The organism is Massilia agri, from assembly GCF_024753255.1.
In the GTDB taxonomy this organism is placed as follows: domain Bacteria; phylum Pseudomonadota; class Gammaproteobacteria; order Burkholderiales; family Burkholderiaceae_D; genus Telluria; species Telluria agri.
Window position 1 is genome coordinate 229,492 of sequence record NZ_JANUHA010000003.1, and the last position, 16,136, is coordinate 245,627.

Below are 16,136 nucleotides of genomic sequence, written 5' to 3' on the forward strand. Positions count from 1 at the left end.
GTTCTGACCTCTTACCTTAGACCGGGTTCTTTTGTTTCTTGATCAGGTCCAGCAGCATCTGGTCTTCTTCCGCGGTCAGGTCGGTCAGCGGCGGACGCACCGGGCCCGCGCCATGGCCGACCAGGCGGGCGCCGGCCTTGACGATGCTGACGGCATAGCCGGCCTTGCGGTTGCGGATCTCCAGGTAAGGCAGGAAGAACTCGTCGAGCAGGCGGTTGGTGGTGGCGGTGTCGCCCGAGGCGGTGGCGTTGTAGAAGTCCATCGCCAGCTGCGGCACGAAGTTGAACACGGCCGAGGAGTACACCGGGGTGCCCAGCGCCTTGTAGGCGCCGGCATAGACTTCCGCGGTCGGCAGGCCGCCCAGGTAGCTGAAGCGGTCGCCCATCTTGCGGTAGATCGAGACCATCAGTTCGATGTCGCCGATGCCGTCCTTGAAGCCGATCAGGTTCGGATTGCGGTCGGCCAGCTTGGCCAGCGAATCGGCGCTCAGGCGGCAGGCGGCGCGGTTGTAGACCACGACACCGATCTTCACGGAGCGGCACACCGCTTCGACGTGGGCGATCAGGCCGTCCTGGCTGGCTTCGGTCAGGTAGTGCGGCAGCAGCAGCAGGCCCTGCGCGCCCTGGCGCTCGGCTTCCTGTGCGTGGGCGATGGCGGCGCGGGTCGGGCCGCCGCAGCCTGCCAGGATCGCGACGCCGGTGCCGGCGCAGGTGTCGACCGCGGTCTTGACGATCTGGCTGTATTCCTCGCCATGCAGGGAGAAGTATTCACCGGTGCCGCCGGCGGCGAACAGCGCGGTGGCGCCGTACGGTGCCAGCCACTCGAGACGCTTCTGGTAGCCGGCCTTGTCGAATTCGAGTTCGGCGGTGAAGTCGGTGATGGGGAAGGACAGCAGGCCGTGCGACAGGACTTTTTGTAATTCGAGTGCTTGCATTACGAGGTCTCCAGACAGGTTATCGATGAATACTGCAGAATGATCAAAGATCAGTTGTATGTCATCGTACAACCTAAACGAGGACCTCGCAAGCGAAATGTTTGGCCTTTTCTAATTCACCATGGACTCGAGGCGGCGCTGGGCCTCGACCAGCCGCTCGCGGCTGTTGGACAGGTGGGTGCGCATGGCGGCGCGCGCCGCTTCCGGATCGCGCCGCTCGATGGCGCGGTAGATGTCGTCATGTTCGCGGCTGACGCGCTCGTTGAAATTGGCCGGCTTGTCCTGCTCCAGCTCCACCGTGTTCAGGCGTGCGCGCGGGATGATGGCATTGCCCAGCTGGGCCAGGATGTCGGCGAAATAGCGGTTGCCCGTGGCCTGGGCGATCAGGAGGTGGAAGCGCTTGTCGGCCTCCGCCGCCGAGCGCCCTACCGCCATCGCCTCATGCATCTCGGCCAGGGCGGCGCCCAGTTCCCGCACCTGTTCCTCGCTGCGGCGCACGGCGGCCAGGCCCGCGGTCTCGGTCTCCACGCCGATGCGCAGCTCCAGGATGGACAGCACGTCGCGCAGGGTCAGGATGCTCTCCGCGTCGATGCCGAGGCCGGACTGCGGTGCCGGCTCGAGCACGAAGGTGCCGATGCCGTGGCGCGTCTGCACCAGTCCGGAAGCCTGCAGGTGCGAGATCGCCTCGCGCACCACGGTGCGGCTCACGCCGTGCTGCGCCATCATCGACGATTCGGTGGGCAGCTTTTCGCCCGGCTTGAGCAGTCCCTGGCGGATGCTGCTGCTGATCTGTTCGACGACACCCTGGGCGAGATTGCGGGGTTTGCGCTGCGTGGGGAGCATGGAAAAATAGGGATGAGAAAGGGATAAGAGGATTATATATCATCACAAGATGTCTGACATCTTATGACAAGACATCTTCTTTTTGCCTCGTCTTTACGATCCGGCCTGGCCGCTTGATAAATTGGTCAGGCCAAAATAGAATCAGGCGAATCATCAGGAGACCGCCCATGCCCCGCTTCACCCTTCCCCTCTTATCGATGCTCCTTGCCGCCCACGTGCAGGCCGCCCCGGCGCTGCCGGACCGCGTGATCCTGGTCGGCGATTCGACCATGGCCAGCACCACCGGCTACGGCGACGCCCTGTGCGCACGCTTCACGCCGGAGACCAGCTGCCTGAACCTGGCGCGCGGCGGCCGCAGCTCCGGAAGCTTCCGCGCCGAGGGCCGCTGGGATGAGGTCACGAAGCTGCTGGGCGATGGAGCCGGCTTTCGCAAGACCTATGTGCTGATCCAGTTCGGACACAACGACCAGCCGGGCAAGCCGGGACGCTCCACCGACTTCGTCACCGAATTCCCCGCCAACATGAAACGCTATGTGGAAGAAGCACGTGCCCTGGGCGGCGTGCCGGTGCTGGTGACGCCGCTCACCCGCCGCAGCTTCAAGGATGGCTATGTACACAACGACCTGGCGCCCTGGGCCGCCACCGTGCGCGACGTCGCCCGTGCGACCAGGACGCCGCTGGTCGACCTGAATGCCCTGTCGCTGGCCGCCGTGCAGGCCATGGGCCCGCAGGAAGCCGACAAGCTGGCCCGCAGCGGCGCCAATTTCGACTACACCCACCTGGGGCCGGCGGGCGCCGAACGCTTTTCCAGCATCATGGCGAAGGAACTGGCGCGCCGGGTGCCGGCCCTGGCAGCGGATATGCGAGGTGTGCGTTGAACCCGCGCGCCACCCTCCTGACGTTGGCGCTGGCCGGCGCCTTCGGCCAGGCCTTTGCCACTCCCGTCGCATTGACCGAACGCCAGCATGCCCCATCCGACGGCTGGGCCGCACAGAACGGCGGTACGCGCGGCGGGGCGCTGGCCCTGCCGGAACACGTGTTCACGGTGCGCGACCGCGCCCAGCTGCTGGCGGCGCTCGACGCCGAGGCGACGGCGCCGGGGTTGCCCCGTATCGTCCGCGTGGCCGCCACCATCGACTTGAGCGAAGGCCGCGCATTTGCCAGTACCGGCGACCAGGCCCGGCGCGGCGTCGTGCGCATCCCCTCGCACACCACCGTGATCGGCGTTGCGCCGGGTGCGGGCTTCATCAACGGCAGCCTGCAGGTCGCGAACGCCGAGCAGGTCGTGATCCGCAACCTGGCGATCCGCAATCCCTGCGACGTGGGGCCGCGCTGGGATCCGAAGGATGGCCCAAAGGGCAACTGGAACGCTTCTTTCGATGGCATCACGGTGTCGGGCTCGCACCACGTCTGGATCGACCACAACAGCTTCACCGATGCGCCCGATACCGACGACAGGCAAGCGGTCGAGAACGGCAAGCTGAAGCAGTGCCACGACGGTGCCCTCGACATCAACCAGGGTTCGGACTTCGTCAGCGTCAGCTACAACCGTTTCGGCGAGCACGAGAAGAACATGCTGATCGGCTCGGGCGACCGCGCGAGCGGCGACCAGGGCCACCTGCGCATCACGCTCAAGGGCAACCTGTTCGAGCACGTCGCCGAACGCGCCCCGCGCGTGCGCTACGGCCAGGTGCACCTGCTGAACAATTACTACGTCGGCGACCGCAAGCACCCGGTCTACGCCCACGGCTACAGCGTCGGCGTTGCCCACGCCTCGCACATCATCTCGACCGCCAACGCCTTCGACATCGCGGGCGCCAATACCTGCAAGCAGGTCGTGCGCGATCCGGGCTCCAGCGCGGGCGTCTTCCAGGACAGCGGCTCGCTGCTGAACGGCGTGGCCTTGCGGGATTGCCCCCACGGCGGCGAGGTCGGCTGGCGCGTGCCCTACCGCTTCACGGCGCTGCCGGCCGCCGAGGTGCCGCGCCACGTGCGCGAGAATGCCGGTCCGCAGGCCCTGCCGGGCGGGAGCGACGGCTTTGCCGAAGCGCGCCTGGTTCCCGTCCAGGGCGCTCCCTTCCTGCTGCGCGCGCGCCAGGATGAAAATGGCGACTGGCAGGGCGCGAGCCTGCAGCTGATCGACGGCGGCCGCGTGCTGCAGATCGAACTGCTGGAATCGCGCGGCGAGGTCAAGCGCATCAAGCAGGTGCGCCGCAATGCGCCGATGGCCGGCCTGCCCGTGGTCCTGCGTTTTGCGGCGGAGCCGGCGACCGGTCCGAACGCCAGGGGCCCCTCCTTGTCGATCTCGGTGGACGGCGACCGCGCCACCTGGCTGCTCGCCACCGCCATGCCGGCCGTGCGGCCGGTCAGCTGGGACGCGGGCGGCAACACCTTGCTGGACCTGCGCAGCGGCCCCGCCGGCCTGCCGGAGCGCGTGACCGTGCACGTGGGCGCCGACCGCATCGCCATGCAGGCCGGCGACGCGCCGGAATCAATCCGTCTCGGCGGCGCGCAAGGTGTCGAGGCGCAGGCGGCCGATCCGCGCATCGCCTCGGTCGAAGGGGGCAATGGCAGCCTGCGCCTGACGCCCCATGCGTCCGGCCGCACCACCGTGACGGTACGGAGCCTGGACGATCCGTGGGCGCAGGCGGTCTTCACGGTCGAGGTACAGGCGCCCTTCGCTGCGCCCGCCGGCACTGCCCTCCCCGCTTCGGCCGAGGTCCACCCCGCGCACGGCGCGCGCGGCGTGCCGCCGGATGCGCCGCTGCGCCTCGTGTTCGGCAAGGTACCGGTCCTGAGCGGTGAAGGCAGCGTGCGCATCTACCGCAAGCGCGACAGGCTGCTTGTCGCCGTGGTCCGCCCCGGCGAAGCCATTACCGCGCTGGGGTCGCAGTCGCGCAAGCGCCTGGTGCGCCAGCATCCGGTCAAGGTGGTCGGCAAGGAGCTCTACGTGCGCATGCCGCATCTGCTCGAATACGGTGAAGAGTACGAAGCCGTGATCGACGAGCGCCTGGTCCGCGCCGAGGGTTTCAAGGGTGCGCGCTGGAGTTTCCGCACCACCCCGTACAAGCCGGTCGGCGACAGCATCACCGTCGACGACGACGGCCGCGCCGACTTCCGCACGGTGCAGGGCGCGCTGGATTTCGCGATGGGCCTGCCGCGTGAGCAGGCGCTGACGGTGAACGTGCGCGACGGCGTCTACCCGGAGCTGCTCTACCTGGTCGACAAGGACAAGGTCACGCTGCGCGGCCAGAGCAGGGAAAGCACCATCATCCGCGCAGCCAACAGCGACACCCGCAATCCCGGTTCGGGCACCGGACAGCTGATTGGTGCGCCCGGATTCTCGGGCGGCCGCTCCCTCTTCCTGGCCCAGGACGTGGACTTGCTGGAGATCCGCGACATCGCCCTGCACAACAGCACCCTGCGCAGCGACGGCCATTCGGCCCAGGCGGAAACGATCTTCTTCAGCACCGACCGCGGCCGCCTCTCGGCGCGCAATGCGCATTTCATCAGCGAACAGGACACCCTGCAGCTGACCGGCTACGCCTGGTTCTACCGCTCGCTCATCGAAGGCAACGTCGACTTCGTGTGGGGGAACAACCGCGCCGCCCTGTTCGAAGAGAGCGAGCTGCGCACCGTCGGCGACAGCGCCAACAAGGAAAGCGGCGGCTACATCGTGCAGGCCCGCACCGTGGGCAAGGACGAACCGGGCTTCGTCTTCCTGCGCTCGCGCATCACGCGCGGCCCGGGCCCGGCCGGCAACCTGCCGCCGATCGGGGCCACCTACTTTGCACGTTCGCCCGGCACGCCGAGCACTTGGGACAACGTCGCCTTCATCGAGTGCACGGTGGGGCCGCACATCGCAAGCGATGCCTGGTACCGCAAGCCGCTGCCGAATCCCCTGCAGGGCGGCTGGGTCGAGTACGGGAACAGGACCGAGGACGGCCAGCCGCGCAGCTATGGCGGCGTCCAGCTGGACGGCGAAGCGGCGGCGCGCCTGTCCAGCCGCGCCGCGGTGTTCGCGGGACGCGGCTGGAACCCGCAGCCTTAGGAAGCAACGCTTGACAGTACCGTTTACAGGTGTAATCATCGATTTCGATTACATCTGTAAATGGTAACGTCATGTCGAACACACCCAGCATCAACATCAGCGACGCCGAGTCGCACGTCATGGAAGTGCTGTGGCGCGCCCCCGGCCCGGTCGTGGCCGAACAGGTCGTCGTCGCGCTGTCGGAGAGCCAGCACTGGCAGAGCGCCACCGTCAAGACCTTGCTGAACCGCCTGCTCAAGAAAGGCGCGATCGCGGCGCAGAAGGATGGGCGGCGCTTCCTCTACTGCGCCATCCTGCCGCGCGAAGCCTGGCTGGCGCGCGAAAGCGAGAGCCTGGTGCAGCGCCTCTTCGGCGGACGCATCGCACCGCTGGTCGCCCACTTCGGCAGCCAGCGCAAGCTGTCGCAGGCCGATATCAAGGAACTGCGCAAGCTGATCGACGAGCTGGATGATGGCCAGTGAATTCGCGGCCTTCGTGCTGCGCGGCGCGCTGTTCGCCGGCCTGGCGGTCCTCCTGCTCTTGAGGGCGCGCAGGCTGCTGCGGCGCCGGCTGGGCGCGGCCCTCGCCTACCAGGCCTGGCTGCTGGTGCCTTGCGTGCTGATCGCGGCCATGCTGCCGGCAAGTCCCGCGCCGCGGCTTCTCCACATCGAAGCGCTGGACGCCGCGCAGGCCCTGGCGGTCCAGGCCACGCCAGGCGTCGCCTCGCAGCAGGCAAATCTCCTGCTGCTCGCCTGGGCCTGCGGCGCGCTGGCGATGGCGCTGCGCTTCGTCCTCGGCCACCACGCCTTCCTGCGCCGGGCGGGCCGGCTGGCCAGGTCCGGCGAGGTCTATATCGGCGCCGCCGGCATCGGCCCGGCGTCGGTCGGCCTGCTGCGCCCGAGGATCGTCGTGCCTCCTGACTTCGCGCAGCGCTACGCGCCCGCCGAGCAGGCCCTGATCATCGCCCACGAGCGCACCCACATCGCGCGCCGCGATGCCCTGGCCAACCTGCTCGCGGCGCTGCTGCAGTGCGCCTTCTGGTTCAACCCGCTGGTCCACCTCGGCGCGCGCGCCTTCCGCCAGGACCAGGAGCTCGCCTGCGACGCCGCCGTCATGCGCCGGCATCCGGGCCAGCGCCGCAGCTACGCCGAAGCCCTCTTGAAGTCCCACACCGGCGCGCACGCCGCCGGCCTGCACTGCCACTGGCAATCTCCCCACCCCACCAAGGAGCGCATCATGAGTCTGTCGCACACCCCGCCCGGAACCGCCCGCCGCCTCGCCGGCCGCTGCATTCTCGCCCTGCTGGCCGCGGGCGCCATCGGCGCCACCTTGAGCGTGCGGGCCGAACTGCCGGCACAGGGCCCCGTGTACGCGATCGCGATGCAGCTCGACGAGGGCGGCAAGCGCTCGACGCCGCGGGTGCTGGCGCGGGCCGGCGAGACCTTCGCGGTCGCCACCGACGCCTGGCGCCTCGAGATGACGGTGCGCCAGGCCGAGACGCCCGGCCAGGTCTGGCTCAAGGGCGCGCTCTACAAGGGCAAGGAGCAGGTCGGCGCACCCACCCTGCTGGCCCGCGTCGGCGAAGCGGCCACGGTGAAGGTCGGCGAGGGCATCGGGGCCTTCGCTGTGTCGATGACGGTATCGCCACAATCCTGAGCGCCCGGCCCAGCGGTAACAGGCCTGTTCGCATATAATTGGTTGGTCCACTTGCAACATTATCCGCGTCAAACTAAGATTCCTTGTTTGGCATCGGCCACCATTTATCCACGACGGACCCATCGATGAAGAAAACCGCTGCGCCGAACGAGAACGGCGCCAACGAACCACGGCTGTACCGGGTGGTGTCGAGTAGGATCGAGGAGCTGATCCGTCTTGAAAACATCCGCCCGGGCGAGCGCCTGCCGGCCGAACGCGAGCTGGCCACCAAGCTCGGCGTCAGTCGCACCTCGCTGCGCGAAGCCCTGATCGCCCTCGAACTGGGTGGCACGGTCGAGGTGCGCGGCGGGTCGGGGGTCTACGTCAGCGAGCAGGCCAAGCCGCAGGCCGAGGTGCCGACCGCAGGCCCCGGCCCCTTCGAAGTGCTGGCCGCGCGCCGCCTGATCGAGGTCGAGGTGGCGGCGCTGGCCGCCAAGCACGCCAGCGACTCGGCCATCGACGCCATCCTGCGCGCGGTCGAAGAGATGGAACAGCACCATGAAGACCGCAGCGGCAACGAGTCGGCCGACCGCAACTTCCACCTGGCGATCGCCCGCGCCACCGGCAACAGCGCCATGGTCGGCGTGATCGAATACCTGTGGAGCCAGCGCGGCTCGCTGTGGCACAAGCTGAAGGAACACTTCCAGACCGAGGAACTGCGCCAGCAGACCCTGCTCGACCACCGCAACATCTTCGCCGCCATCGCCTCGCACGACGTCGCCGGCGCACGCACCGCGATGCGCGCCCACCTCGACCGCGTCACCCGCACCTTCTCGCGCGGCTGATCCGCTCAAGCCGGGCCCGGGCCCGGCCATCTCCCTTCCTGCCCTGCGCCAGGCCTGTCGCCGCGAGCGCGTCTGCGCAATCTTGTGCTTTCCACAATTGGCCAGACCAATCTGTATTTACATACAGACCAGAAAATAACTGGCACGTCCAGATTGCGAAAGCGGTCAGACCAAAGTAGAATCGTCGACACCCCGCGTGATCCGGGAGGACCCTGGGCGCGCTTGACGATAACAAAGCAGGAGACATAGTGAAACACCAGAACCGAATCACCGGGCTGCGCATGGCCCAACCGCGCTTCCTTCTGTCGGCAGTCTCTGTCGCAGTCATGGCCTTGATGAACACCGCTCAGGCGCAGGAAGCGCCGATGCAGCGTGTCGAAGTCACCGGCTCCTCGATCAAGCGCCTCGCGACCGAAAACGCCCTCCCCCTCACCACCATCAAGGCCGAAGAGCTGCTCAACCGCGGCCTGACCACGATGTCGGAAGTCGCCGTGGCCCTGACCGTCGCCTCGACCAACGAGCCGGTCGGCGGCGGCGGCAGCGGCACCATGATCAATATGCGCGGCCTGAACACCAACCGCACCCTGGTCCTGCTCAACGGCCGCCGCCTGGCCAACGAAGCGCTGGGCGACAGCTCGGTCAACGTCGACGTGATCCCGATGGCCGCCATCGAGCGCGTCGAAGTGCTGCGCGACGGCGCCTCGGCCCTGTACGGCACCGACGCGATCGCCGGCGTGGTGAACTTCATCACCAAGCGCTCCATCACCGGCGTGACCGCCAGCGCCAGCACCGTGCAGCCGGAACAGTCCGGCGGCGGCGCCCAGCGCCGCGCCGGCTTCGTGGTCGGCAAGGGCGACCTGGCCGTCGAAGGCTGGAACGTCTACACCGCCGTCGACATCCAGCGCCGCGATTCGCTGCTGCAGCGCGACCGTCCGAACATCACCGACCCGGCCAAGATCGCGCAGCTGGGCGGCACGCCCTTCACGCCGAACACCTCGGGCGGCGCGGCTTCTCCTGCGAACTTCACCATCTACCGCAACGGCAAGTCCGCCGGCATCACCGGCAACCCCTATTTCGCGGCCGGCTGCGTGACCCCGTACGCGGTCCAGACCACGATCCCGTCGACCCGCACCAATGCCAACGGCGGCAAGACCTGCATCACCGATCCGACCTACTATCCGGAACTGCTGCCGGAAGCCCAGCAGGCCACGATCTTCACCAAGGCCAGCATCGCCCATGGCGACGGCGGCATCCTGAGCATCGAACTGAACCTGTCGAAGTCCTATATCGACGCATCGGACGCGCCGCAGCCCTTCGGCGCCAGCACCGACTACGACCGCCTCACCGCCTCGCGCAAGCCGCTGATGATCACCAAGGCCAGCAAGTGGTACCCGGGCGGCAGCGGCGGCGTGCCGGCCGTGGCCGGCCTGAACGGCGAAGACCTGGCGCTGACCTGGAGCCTGGACGAACTCGGCCCGGTCACCACCCACGACGAACAGCTCAACCACCGCCTGGTGGTCCAGGACGAGGGCCAGATCAAGGGATGGGACTACCGCGCCGGCGTCTCCTACGCCTACAGCCAGCGCAACATCGGCTTCCGCGACAATTTCGTGCGCACCCCGGGCCTGTATGCCGGCGTCGAGCAGGGCATCCTGAATCCCTTCGGCCCGCAGGACCAGGCCGGCCGCGACTACCTCGAGAGCATCTCGGCCGACGGCCTCGAATACCGTAACGCCGACGTGCGCTACTACGGCGCCGACCTGAACCTGTCGCGCACCCTGATGGACCTCGGCGGCGGCGCACTGGGACTGGCCATCGGCGCCGACTGGCACCGCGAGTCCTTCGAAGAGAACATGAACATGCTGGGCAACGAGGTCGTCTACAAGGTCTCGGGCACCCCGGGCCGCAACCCGAGCGGCTCGCGCCGCGTGGCCGGCATGTACGCCGAACTCGACGCCCCGGTGACGAAACAGCTGAACCTGAACTTCGCGGTGCGCGCCGACCACTTCAGCGACTTCGGCAACACCGTCAATCCGAAGGCCAGCTTCCGCTACCAGCCACTCAAAGCATTGATGCTGCGCGGTACCGTGAGCAAGGGTTTCCGTGCGCCGACCCTGCCGGAACTGTACGGCAGCGAGCGCACCCTGGTGCCGTCCTCGTCGAACTGGGATGACCCGCTGCTGTGCCCGAGCGCCACGCCCAGCGTGACCGGCACCGGCACCGTGACGACCGATCCGCGCTATGCCGGCCTGAACCTCGATCCGACCCGCGTCTGCAACACGCGCCTGACCACGCTCACCGGCGCCAACCCGGACCTGGATCCGGAAAAGTCGAAGACCTACACGGTCGGCTTCGTGGTCGAGCCGGTGAAGAACTTCGTGGCCACCGTCGACTTCTGGAAGATCGACATGACCGGCACCATCGCCCAGGTCTCGGAAGACACGATCTTCAACAACCTCGAGAAGTACGCCGACCTGTTCGTGCGCAATCCGGACGGCACCCTGCAGTACATCCAGAAGACCCGCCTGAACATGGGCGGCCTGCGTACCCAGGGCGTCGACATCGGCCTGAACTACTTCTACCCGACCTCGAGCTGGGGCCGCTTCGGCTTCTCGCTGGACGGCAGCTACACCGACAAGTACGAAGGCCAGAACGAATCCGGCGGCGAGTGGTTCGACAGCGTCGGCAGGAACGGCGCCCTGTCCACCGGCGCGACCGCGTCGAACACCTATGTGTTCAAGTGGAAGCACCAGGCGCGCGTGAACTGGTCCTACGGTTCCTTCTTCGGCCAGCTGACGCAGCAGTACGCCTCGAGCTACGAAGACACCAATGCGCTGCCGACCCAGAAGCCGGGCCAGCCCTTCTTCAACCGCATCGCGCCGTACCGCGTCTACAACCTGTCGACCAGCTACAAGGTCAACAAGCAGCTGAAACTCGGCCTGGGCGTGAACAACCTGTTCGACGAAGATCCGCCGCTGTCGAACCAGCGCCTCTCCTCGCGCGTCGTGTTCGCACGTAACGTCGCCAAGCCGATCGGCCGTACTTTCAACGTGCGCGCGGACTACACCTTCTAAGTCCCCTCCTGGACTGTGGCTTGCGCCGGGTGGGCCTGCTCCCATCCGGCGCTTTTTTTTCGCACATACGACAGCACGGAGACACCATGGCAATTAAACAGATCAACCCACGACGCCGCGCACTGCTGCGCGCCGCTTCGGTCTCGGCGGCCGGCCTGGGCATCGGCGCCCCGGCGCTGGCGGCGGCAAACAACGATCCCTGGGCCCGCGCTCAGGGCATCATCGACAAGTTCAGGAAGCCGCTCAGCTTCCCGAAGCGCGACTTCGCGATCACCGCGTATGGCGCCAAGGCCTGCGACGCGATCCAGGTGAGCGGCTTCGCGGCCCACCACGAGCCGGCCCAGGTCAGCACGCCGGCGCCTGGCGCCACCGACTGCTATGCGGCCATCGCCGCGGCGATCGCGGCCTGCAGCAAGGCCGGCGGCGGGCGCGTGCTGATCCCGGCCGGTAACTGGCTGGTGAGAGGGCCGATCGTCCTGAAGTCGAACGTCAACGTGCACCTGGCCAGGGGCGCCCACGTCTACTTCAGCAACGATCCCGAGGACTTCGCCAAATACGGCGACTACGACTGCGGCGAGCGCGGAAAACTGGTGATCTCGCGCTGGCAGAGCAACGATGTTCTCAACTATTCGCCCATGGTCTACGCCTACGGCCAGACCAATATCGCCCTCACCGGCGAAGACTGGACCAGCATCCTCGACGGCCAGGGCGGCGTGCCGCGGGCGAACGGCGATACCTGGTGGGACTGGAAGGGCAAGCGCAAGGCCGGTCCGCGCCAGCAGGAGGCGCAGACCGCCGTCAATCCCTTGAACCCCGCCTCGATCAGGCGTGTCGCGCCCGGCCTGAGCGACGCCCAGGTCGCGCTCATGGAGGGCAGGAACGACAAGTGGCGCACGGACGAGGCCTACCTGCCCACCCTCTCGGAAGCGGGCGTGCCGGTGGCCAAACGCGTGTTCGGGCGCGGCCACTACCTGCGTCCCTGCATGGTGGAATTCATCGGCTGCACGAATGTGCTGCTGCAGGGCTACCAGCTGAACCAGTCGCCGTTCTGGCAGCACCATCCCGTCAACTGCAGCATGCTCGCGATCCGCGGCGTGCACATGAACAGCCTGGGTCCGAACAGCGACGGCTTCGATCCGGAAGCCTGCGACACCGTGCTGGTCGAGCACTGCACCTTCAACAGCGGCGACGACTGCATCGCGATCAAGGCCGGCAAGAACCTCGATACCCAGTTCGGTCCGACCCAGAATGTGGTGATCCAGCATTGCGTGATGAACAGCGGCCACGGCGGCGTGACCCTGGGCAGCGAGATGTCGGGCGGGATCCAGCACGTGTACGCGCAGGACATCGAGTTCCGCAACGCGCATTGGGCGAGCGACCCGCTGAACATCGCGATCCGCCTCAAGACCAACATGAACCGCGGCGGCTTCCTGCGCCACTTCTACGTGCGCAACGTCACCATGCCCAATGGCGTGAACCTGAAGCCCCAGTTCTACACGCCGATTCCCGGCGGACCGATTCCCCCCAAGTCGGTCGCGGCGGGAGCCGGGGGCGTCATCACCTTCGACTGCGACTACGCGCCCAACGCCGACAATGTGCGCACCCGCCCGCCGGTGGTGGAACACATCCATATCTCCGGCGTGAAGGTGGGGAATGTCGCCACAAAAGAAGGGCCGCGCTCCTGCTACCAGGCGGTGCTGCTGCTCGGCCCCGTCGCCTTCGACTACAACGGCGACCAGCCGGCGGAGATCCTGCCGATCCGCGACGTCACCATCAGCGACTGCGACTTCGGCACACCGGTCAATGCGGCGCAGCCGATCTACACCTTCAACGTGAAGAACGTCGTGCTGCGCAATGTCACCATCGCGGGCAAGGTGCTCGACACGACACTGTCGACCTAGGCGGGCTGCGCTCCCTGAGGCCGGCCCAGGCGCGCCAGCACCAGTTCCAGCACCTGCTCCACGCACTGCTCGACGCTGTCGCGGGCGGTATGCAGGACCAGGTCGGGCGCGCCTGGCGCCTCGTAGGGCGAGGAGATGCCGCTGAAGTCCCGGACCTCGCCGCTGCGCGCCCGCCGGTACAAGCCCTTGACGTCGCGCCGCTCGCAATCGACCACGCTGGCGTTGCAGTAGATTTCGAAGAAGCGCCCTTCCGGCACTAGGCGGCGCGCGCGTGCACGGTCCGCCGCGAACGGCGAGATCAGCGCGGACAGGACGATCGCGCCCGACTGCACGAAGAGCGCGGCCACTTCGCTGGCGCGGCGGATGTTCTCGTGCCGGTCTTCGGCGGTGAAACCGAGGTCGCTGCACAGGCCGTGCCGCAGGTTGTCGCCGTCGAGGACGAAGGTGCGGCACTGGAGGTCGTGCAGGCGGCGCTCGACGGCGCTGGCCAGGGTCGACTTGCCGGCGCCGGACAGTCCGGTGAACCACAACACCGCCGCCCCATGGCCGGCGAGGCGCTCGCGCTCCTGCGCGTCGACCGACTGGCCCTGCCAGAACAGGGCGTCGTTGAAGAATTCGCGGCGGCTCATCGGGCTTCCAGGTAGCGGTCGAGTTCAGCATTGTCCAGCAGGCTGTCCCCAAACCGGGTCAGCGGAATCAAGGCACGTGCCTGGGCGAGATCATAGCGGAAGCAGGCGCGCAGCAGGTCGAAGGCCTTGTCGTTGAAGTCGGGCTTGGCTTCCTCGAAATCGACCTTGCTGCTGCTGAACTTGAATGGCACCTCGGGCGTATCGGCGTCCTTCTCAAACACGCCGGCGACGAAGCGCCGGCGCGCCTGCGCGTCCCCGAGCCGCTCGACCGACAGCACGGAGACGTCCGAGGCCTGGTATTTTTCCAGCAGATGGCGCAGCGGCAGATAATAGAAGCTGGCGCCCAAAATGGACACGAAGGGCAAGGTGCGGCGTGACAGGTAGAAGGCGAGCTCGTATTCGATCCGCGCGGCGAAGTCGTGGGTGCGCACGTGCTCCAGCTCCTTGAGCTCGTAGCGCTCGACGAAGCTGTGCGAGCGGCGCGGAAAGAAGGTACGCGTGATGCGGTGCAAGTCCTCGTCGGGGCGGTCACCGTGCGGGACGGCGTTGGCGACTCCTCGCTCGTAGCTCGAGAAGTACTGCTCGACTTCCCGGCCGCCGCTGGCCATCAGCTTCTTCATCTTGTATGAACTCCAAGTGCGTTCGAACTGGTTGCGCAGGCACAGAACCAGGCGGGTATCGTATTCGGGCAGCCGCCGGACCACAGCCGCGTTCATGGCATAGCCGACGCTGGCATCCAGCAGCGGCAGCCCCGAGCCAGGCATGCGCGCCGGATGCGGCATGTCGTTCGCGTACAGATACGGTTCCTTGATGCCGGGTACCCGGTCCTCGGCCAGGCCGCTGTTTACCATCCATTCGGACAGCGCCGTCGTGCCGCACTTTTCCATACCTGCAATAAAGACGTTCTGAACAGCCATTTCGCTTCCTACCCGTGATTCATCCGTTGGAGGAGGCAAGTTTAACCGAGTCAGTCCCTTTCGCAAGAGGAGAGCAAGAGGACAAATCCCGCCCATTTGTCCGGCTTCGCCGGCAGGGAATGCGCTTGACCTCGAAGGGGTCAATAGCCAGGATGGTTTCGAAAACCGGAAACTTCGCCCCAGCCTTTTATCGTCTCAATACAATCCATGCGGCGCGTGAACTTCGACATGGATGCCTTGCGCAGCTTTTGCACGGCATCGAACTGGGCAGCTTCGCCAGGACGGCGAACCGCCTGGGCCACTCGACCTCGGCCATCAGCATGCTCGGCGGCGAACGCGCCGGCCTGCCGGCGCTGCCCACGATGCGCCTCGCCCTGTTCGACGGCGAGGCCAAGGCCGACGCCCGCCATCCAGCGCATGCATGCCATCATCAGGCAGCCCATCGAGGGGATGGGCGAGGAGGCGGGCCGGCGATAGGCTATGCTGTCAGGCTTCTTGCCCGTTCCCGACCACGATGCCCATGCTTGACCTGCTCAACGCGATTCCGCGCAGCCTGATCCTGCCGCCCTCAAACCTCTTCCTCCTGATCGTGATCGGCCTCGTCGTCTGGCGCCGGCGGCCGCGCGCCGGCCGCGCCATCGCGGGCGCCGGCTTTGCTTTGCTCACCCTCCTGAGCATGACGGCGGTGGCGGACTTCCTGGTGACGCCGCTGGAGAACATGACCACGCCCTTGACTGCGCCGAAGCAGGCCGGCGCCCAGGCCATCGTGGTCCTCGCCGCCGGCCAGGTGCGCGAGGCGCCCGAATACGGCGGCCGCGACATCCCCGACTACGTGGCCCTGGCGCGCCTGCGCTATGCAGCCCACCTGCACCGGGCGACCGGTCTGCCCATCCTCGTCAGCGGCGGCTTCGCCGGCAAGCCGCTCGGCAACGATCGCGTGTACTCCTTCGGCGACGCGATGGCGACCGCGCTGCGCGAGGACTTCGGCGTGCCGGTCGCCTGGGTCGAGGGACGCTCGCGCGACACCGCCGAGAACGCGGCCTTCAGTGCGGCCATGCTGCGCGCGCAGGGCGTCAAGCGCATCCTCCTGGTGACCGACGCGATGCACATGGCGCGTTCGCATGCCGCCTTCAGGCGTGCGGGAATGGACGTGGTCGACGCGCCCACCGTCTTCCTCGGCGGACGCGCCACCAGCATCAACGCATGGGTGCCCAGCGCCGAAGGCATGCGGCGTTCCTGGTATGCGACGTATGAGCTGGTCGGGCTCGCCTGGTACCGCGTGCGCGGTGGCGGCGCGGGGAATTAGGGCAGCATGCGCCTGAGAAAGG

13 protein-coding genes are annotated in these 16,136 nt (G+C 67.3%); 8 read left to right on the forward strand and 5 right to left on the reverse strand.

Features of this window, described 5'->3' with window-relative positions; all coding sequences use genetic code 11:
- Window positions 1–16: 16 nt before the first annotated feature.
- Entirely contained in the window at window positions 17–934 is a 918-nt protein-coding gene (gene kdgD, locus NX780_RS06070; RefSeq protein WP_258826955.1) for a 5-dehydro-4-deoxyglucarate dehydratase, read from the reverse strand.
- Between the two features lie 111 nt (window positions 935–1,045).
- A complete protein-coding gene (locus NX780_RS06075) occupies window positions 1,046–1,777 on the reverse strand; it encodes a FadR/GntR family transcriptional regulator (RefSeq protein ID WP_258826956.1) in 732 nt (243 codons plus the stop codon).
- A gap of 167 nt (window positions 1,778–1,944) precedes the next feature.
- On the opposite strand from NX780_RS06075, the gene NX780_RS06080 reads away from it, so the two are divergent.
- From NX780_RS06080 to NX780_RS06110, 7 genes are all read left to right on the forward strand, one after another.
- Window positions 1,945–2,655 carry a rhamnogalacturonan acetylesterase gene (locus tag NX780_RS06080; protein ID WP_258826957.1) on the forward strand — a complete coding sequence of 237 codons (711 nt, stop codon included), beginning with the start codon at window positions 1,945–1,947 and terminating at the stop codon, window positions 2,653–2,655.
- The gene (locus NX780_RS06085) at window positions 2,652–5,828 is read left to right on the forward strand and encodes a pectinesterase family protein (RefSeq protein WP_258826958.1); all 3,177 of its coding nucleotides are present in this window, start codon (window positions 2,652–2,654) and stop codon (window positions 5,826–5,828) included. The genes NX780_RS06080 and NX780_RS06085 overlap by 4 nt, the downstream gene beginning before the upstream one ends.
- Before the next feature lie 71 nt (window positions 5,829–5,899).
- A complete protein-coding gene (locus tag NX780_RS06090) occupies window positions 5,900–6,289 on the forward strand; it encodes a BlaI/MecI/CopY family transcriptional regulator (RefSeq protein ID WP_258826959.1) in 390 nt (129 codons plus the stop codon).
- Complete coding sequence (locus NX780_RS06095) at window positions 6,276–7,463, forward strand: M56 family metallopeptidase (protein WP_258826960.1); 1,188 nt, start codon at window positions 6,276–6,278, stop codon at window positions 7,461–7,463. The genes NX780_RS06090 and NX780_RS06095 overlap by 14 nt, the downstream gene beginning before the upstream one ends.
- A gap of 125 nt (window positions 7,464–7,588) precedes the next feature.
- Window positions 7,589–8,287, forward strand: coding sequence for a FadR/GntR family transcriptional regulator (locus NX780_RS06100; RefSeq protein WP_258826961.1), 699 nt, complete (start codon window positions 7,589–7,591; stop codon window positions 8,285–8,287).
- A 335-nt stretch (window positions 8,288–8,622) separates the two neighbouring features.
- Window positions 8,623–11,361, forward strand: a complete 2,739-nt coding sequence (locus NX780_RS06105) for a TonB-dependent receptor (RefSeq protein ID WP_258826962.1) — start codon at window positions 8,623–8,625, stop codon at window positions 11,359–11,361.
- Window positions 11,362–11,447: 86 nt separating this feature from the next.
- The gene (locus tag NX780_RS06110) at window positions 11,448–13,262 is read left to right on the forward strand and encodes a glycoside hydrolase family 28 protein (protein ID WP_258826963.1); all 1,815 of its coding nucleotides are present in this window, start codon (window positions 11,448–11,450) and stop codon (window positions 13,260–13,262) included.
- Here the strand turns inward: NX780_RS06110 and cysC are convergent.
- From cysC to NX780_RS06125, 3 genes are all read right to left on the reverse strand, one after another.
- Window positions 13,259–13,891: an adenylyl-sulfate kinase gene (gene cysC, locus NX780_RS06115; RefSeq protein WP_258826964.1), complete on the reverse strand. Its 633-nt coding sequence runs from the start codon at window positions 13,889–13,891 to the stop codon at window positions 13,259–13,261. The two genes, NX780_RS06110 and cysC, sit on opposite strands and share 4 nt — an antisense overlap.
- Entirely contained in the window at window positions 13,888–14,808 is a 921-nt protein-coding gene (locus tag NX780_RS06120; protein WP_258826965.1) for a hypothetical protein, read from the reverse strand. The genes cysC and NX780_RS06120 overlap by 4 nt, the downstream gene beginning before the upstream one ends.
- 140 nt (window positions 14,809–14,948) lie before the next feature.
- Window positions 14,949–15,227 (reverse strand): hypothetical protein, encoded by a 279-nt coding sequence (locus NX780_RS06125; protein ID WP_258826966.1) that lies wholly within the window; start codon window positions 15,225–15,227, stop codon window positions 14,949–14,951.
- Between the two features lie 101 nt (window positions 15,228–15,328).
- On the opposite strand from NX780_RS06125, the gene NX780_RS06130 reads away from it, so the two are divergent.
- Window positions 15,329–16,114, forward strand: coding sequence for a YdcF family protein (locus NX780_RS06130; RefSeq protein ID WP_258826967.1), 786 nt, complete (start codon window positions 15,329–15,331; stop codon window positions 16,112–16,114).
- Window positions 16,115–16,136 lie beyond the last annotated feature (22 nt).

Bases quoted from the DNA above. Each gene is read 5' to 3' on its own strand.
- NX780_RS06125 (WP_258826966.1), bottom strand. From the start codon at position 15,227: ATGCGCTGGATGGCGGGCGTCGGCCTTGGCCTCGCCGTCGAACAGGGC.
- cysC (WP_258826964.1), bottom strand. From the start codon at position 13,891: ATGAGCCGCCGCGAATTCTTCAACGACGCCCTGTTCTGGCAGGGCCAG.
- NX780_RS06130 (WP_258826967.1), top strand. From the start codon at position 15,329: ATGCTTGACCTGCTCAACGCGATTCCGCGCAGCCTGATCCTGCCGCCC.
- NX780_RS06075 (WP_258826956.1), bottom strand. From the start codon at position 1,777: ATGCTCCCCACGCAGCGCAAACCCCGCAATCTCGCCCAGGGTGTCGTC.
- NX780_RS06090 (WP_258826959.1), top strand. From the start codon at position 5,900: ATGTCGAACACACCCAGCATCAACATCAGCGACGCCGAGTCGCACGTC.
- NX780_RS06110 (WP_258826963.1), top strand. From the start codon at position 11,448: ATGGCAATTAAACAGATCAACCCACGACGCCGCGCACTGCTGCGCGCC.
- NX780_RS06080 (WP_258826957.1), top strand. From the start codon at position 1,945: ATGCCCCGCTTCACCCTTCCCCTCTTATCGATGCTCCTTGCCGCCCAC.
- NX780_RS06120 (WP_258826965.1), bottom strand. From the start codon at position 14,808: ATGGCTGTTCAGAACGTCTTTATTGCAGGTATGGAAAAGTGCGGCACG.
- NX780_RS06100 (WP_258826961.1), top strand. From the start codon at position 7,589: ATGAAGAAAACCGCTGCGCCGAACGAGAACGGCGCCAACGAACCACGG.
- NX780_RS06095 (WP_258826960.1), top strand. From the start codon at position 6,276: ATGATGGCCAGTGAATTCGCGGCCTTCGTGCTGCGCGGCGCGCTGTTC.
- kdgD (WP_258826955.1), bottom strand. From the start codon at position 934: ATGCAAGCACTCGAATTACAAAAAGTCCTGTCGCACGGCCTGCTGTCC.
- NX780_RS06105 (WP_258826962.1), top strand. From the start codon at position 8,623: ATGAACACCGCTCAGGCGCAGGAAGCGCCGATGCAGCGTGTCGAAGTC.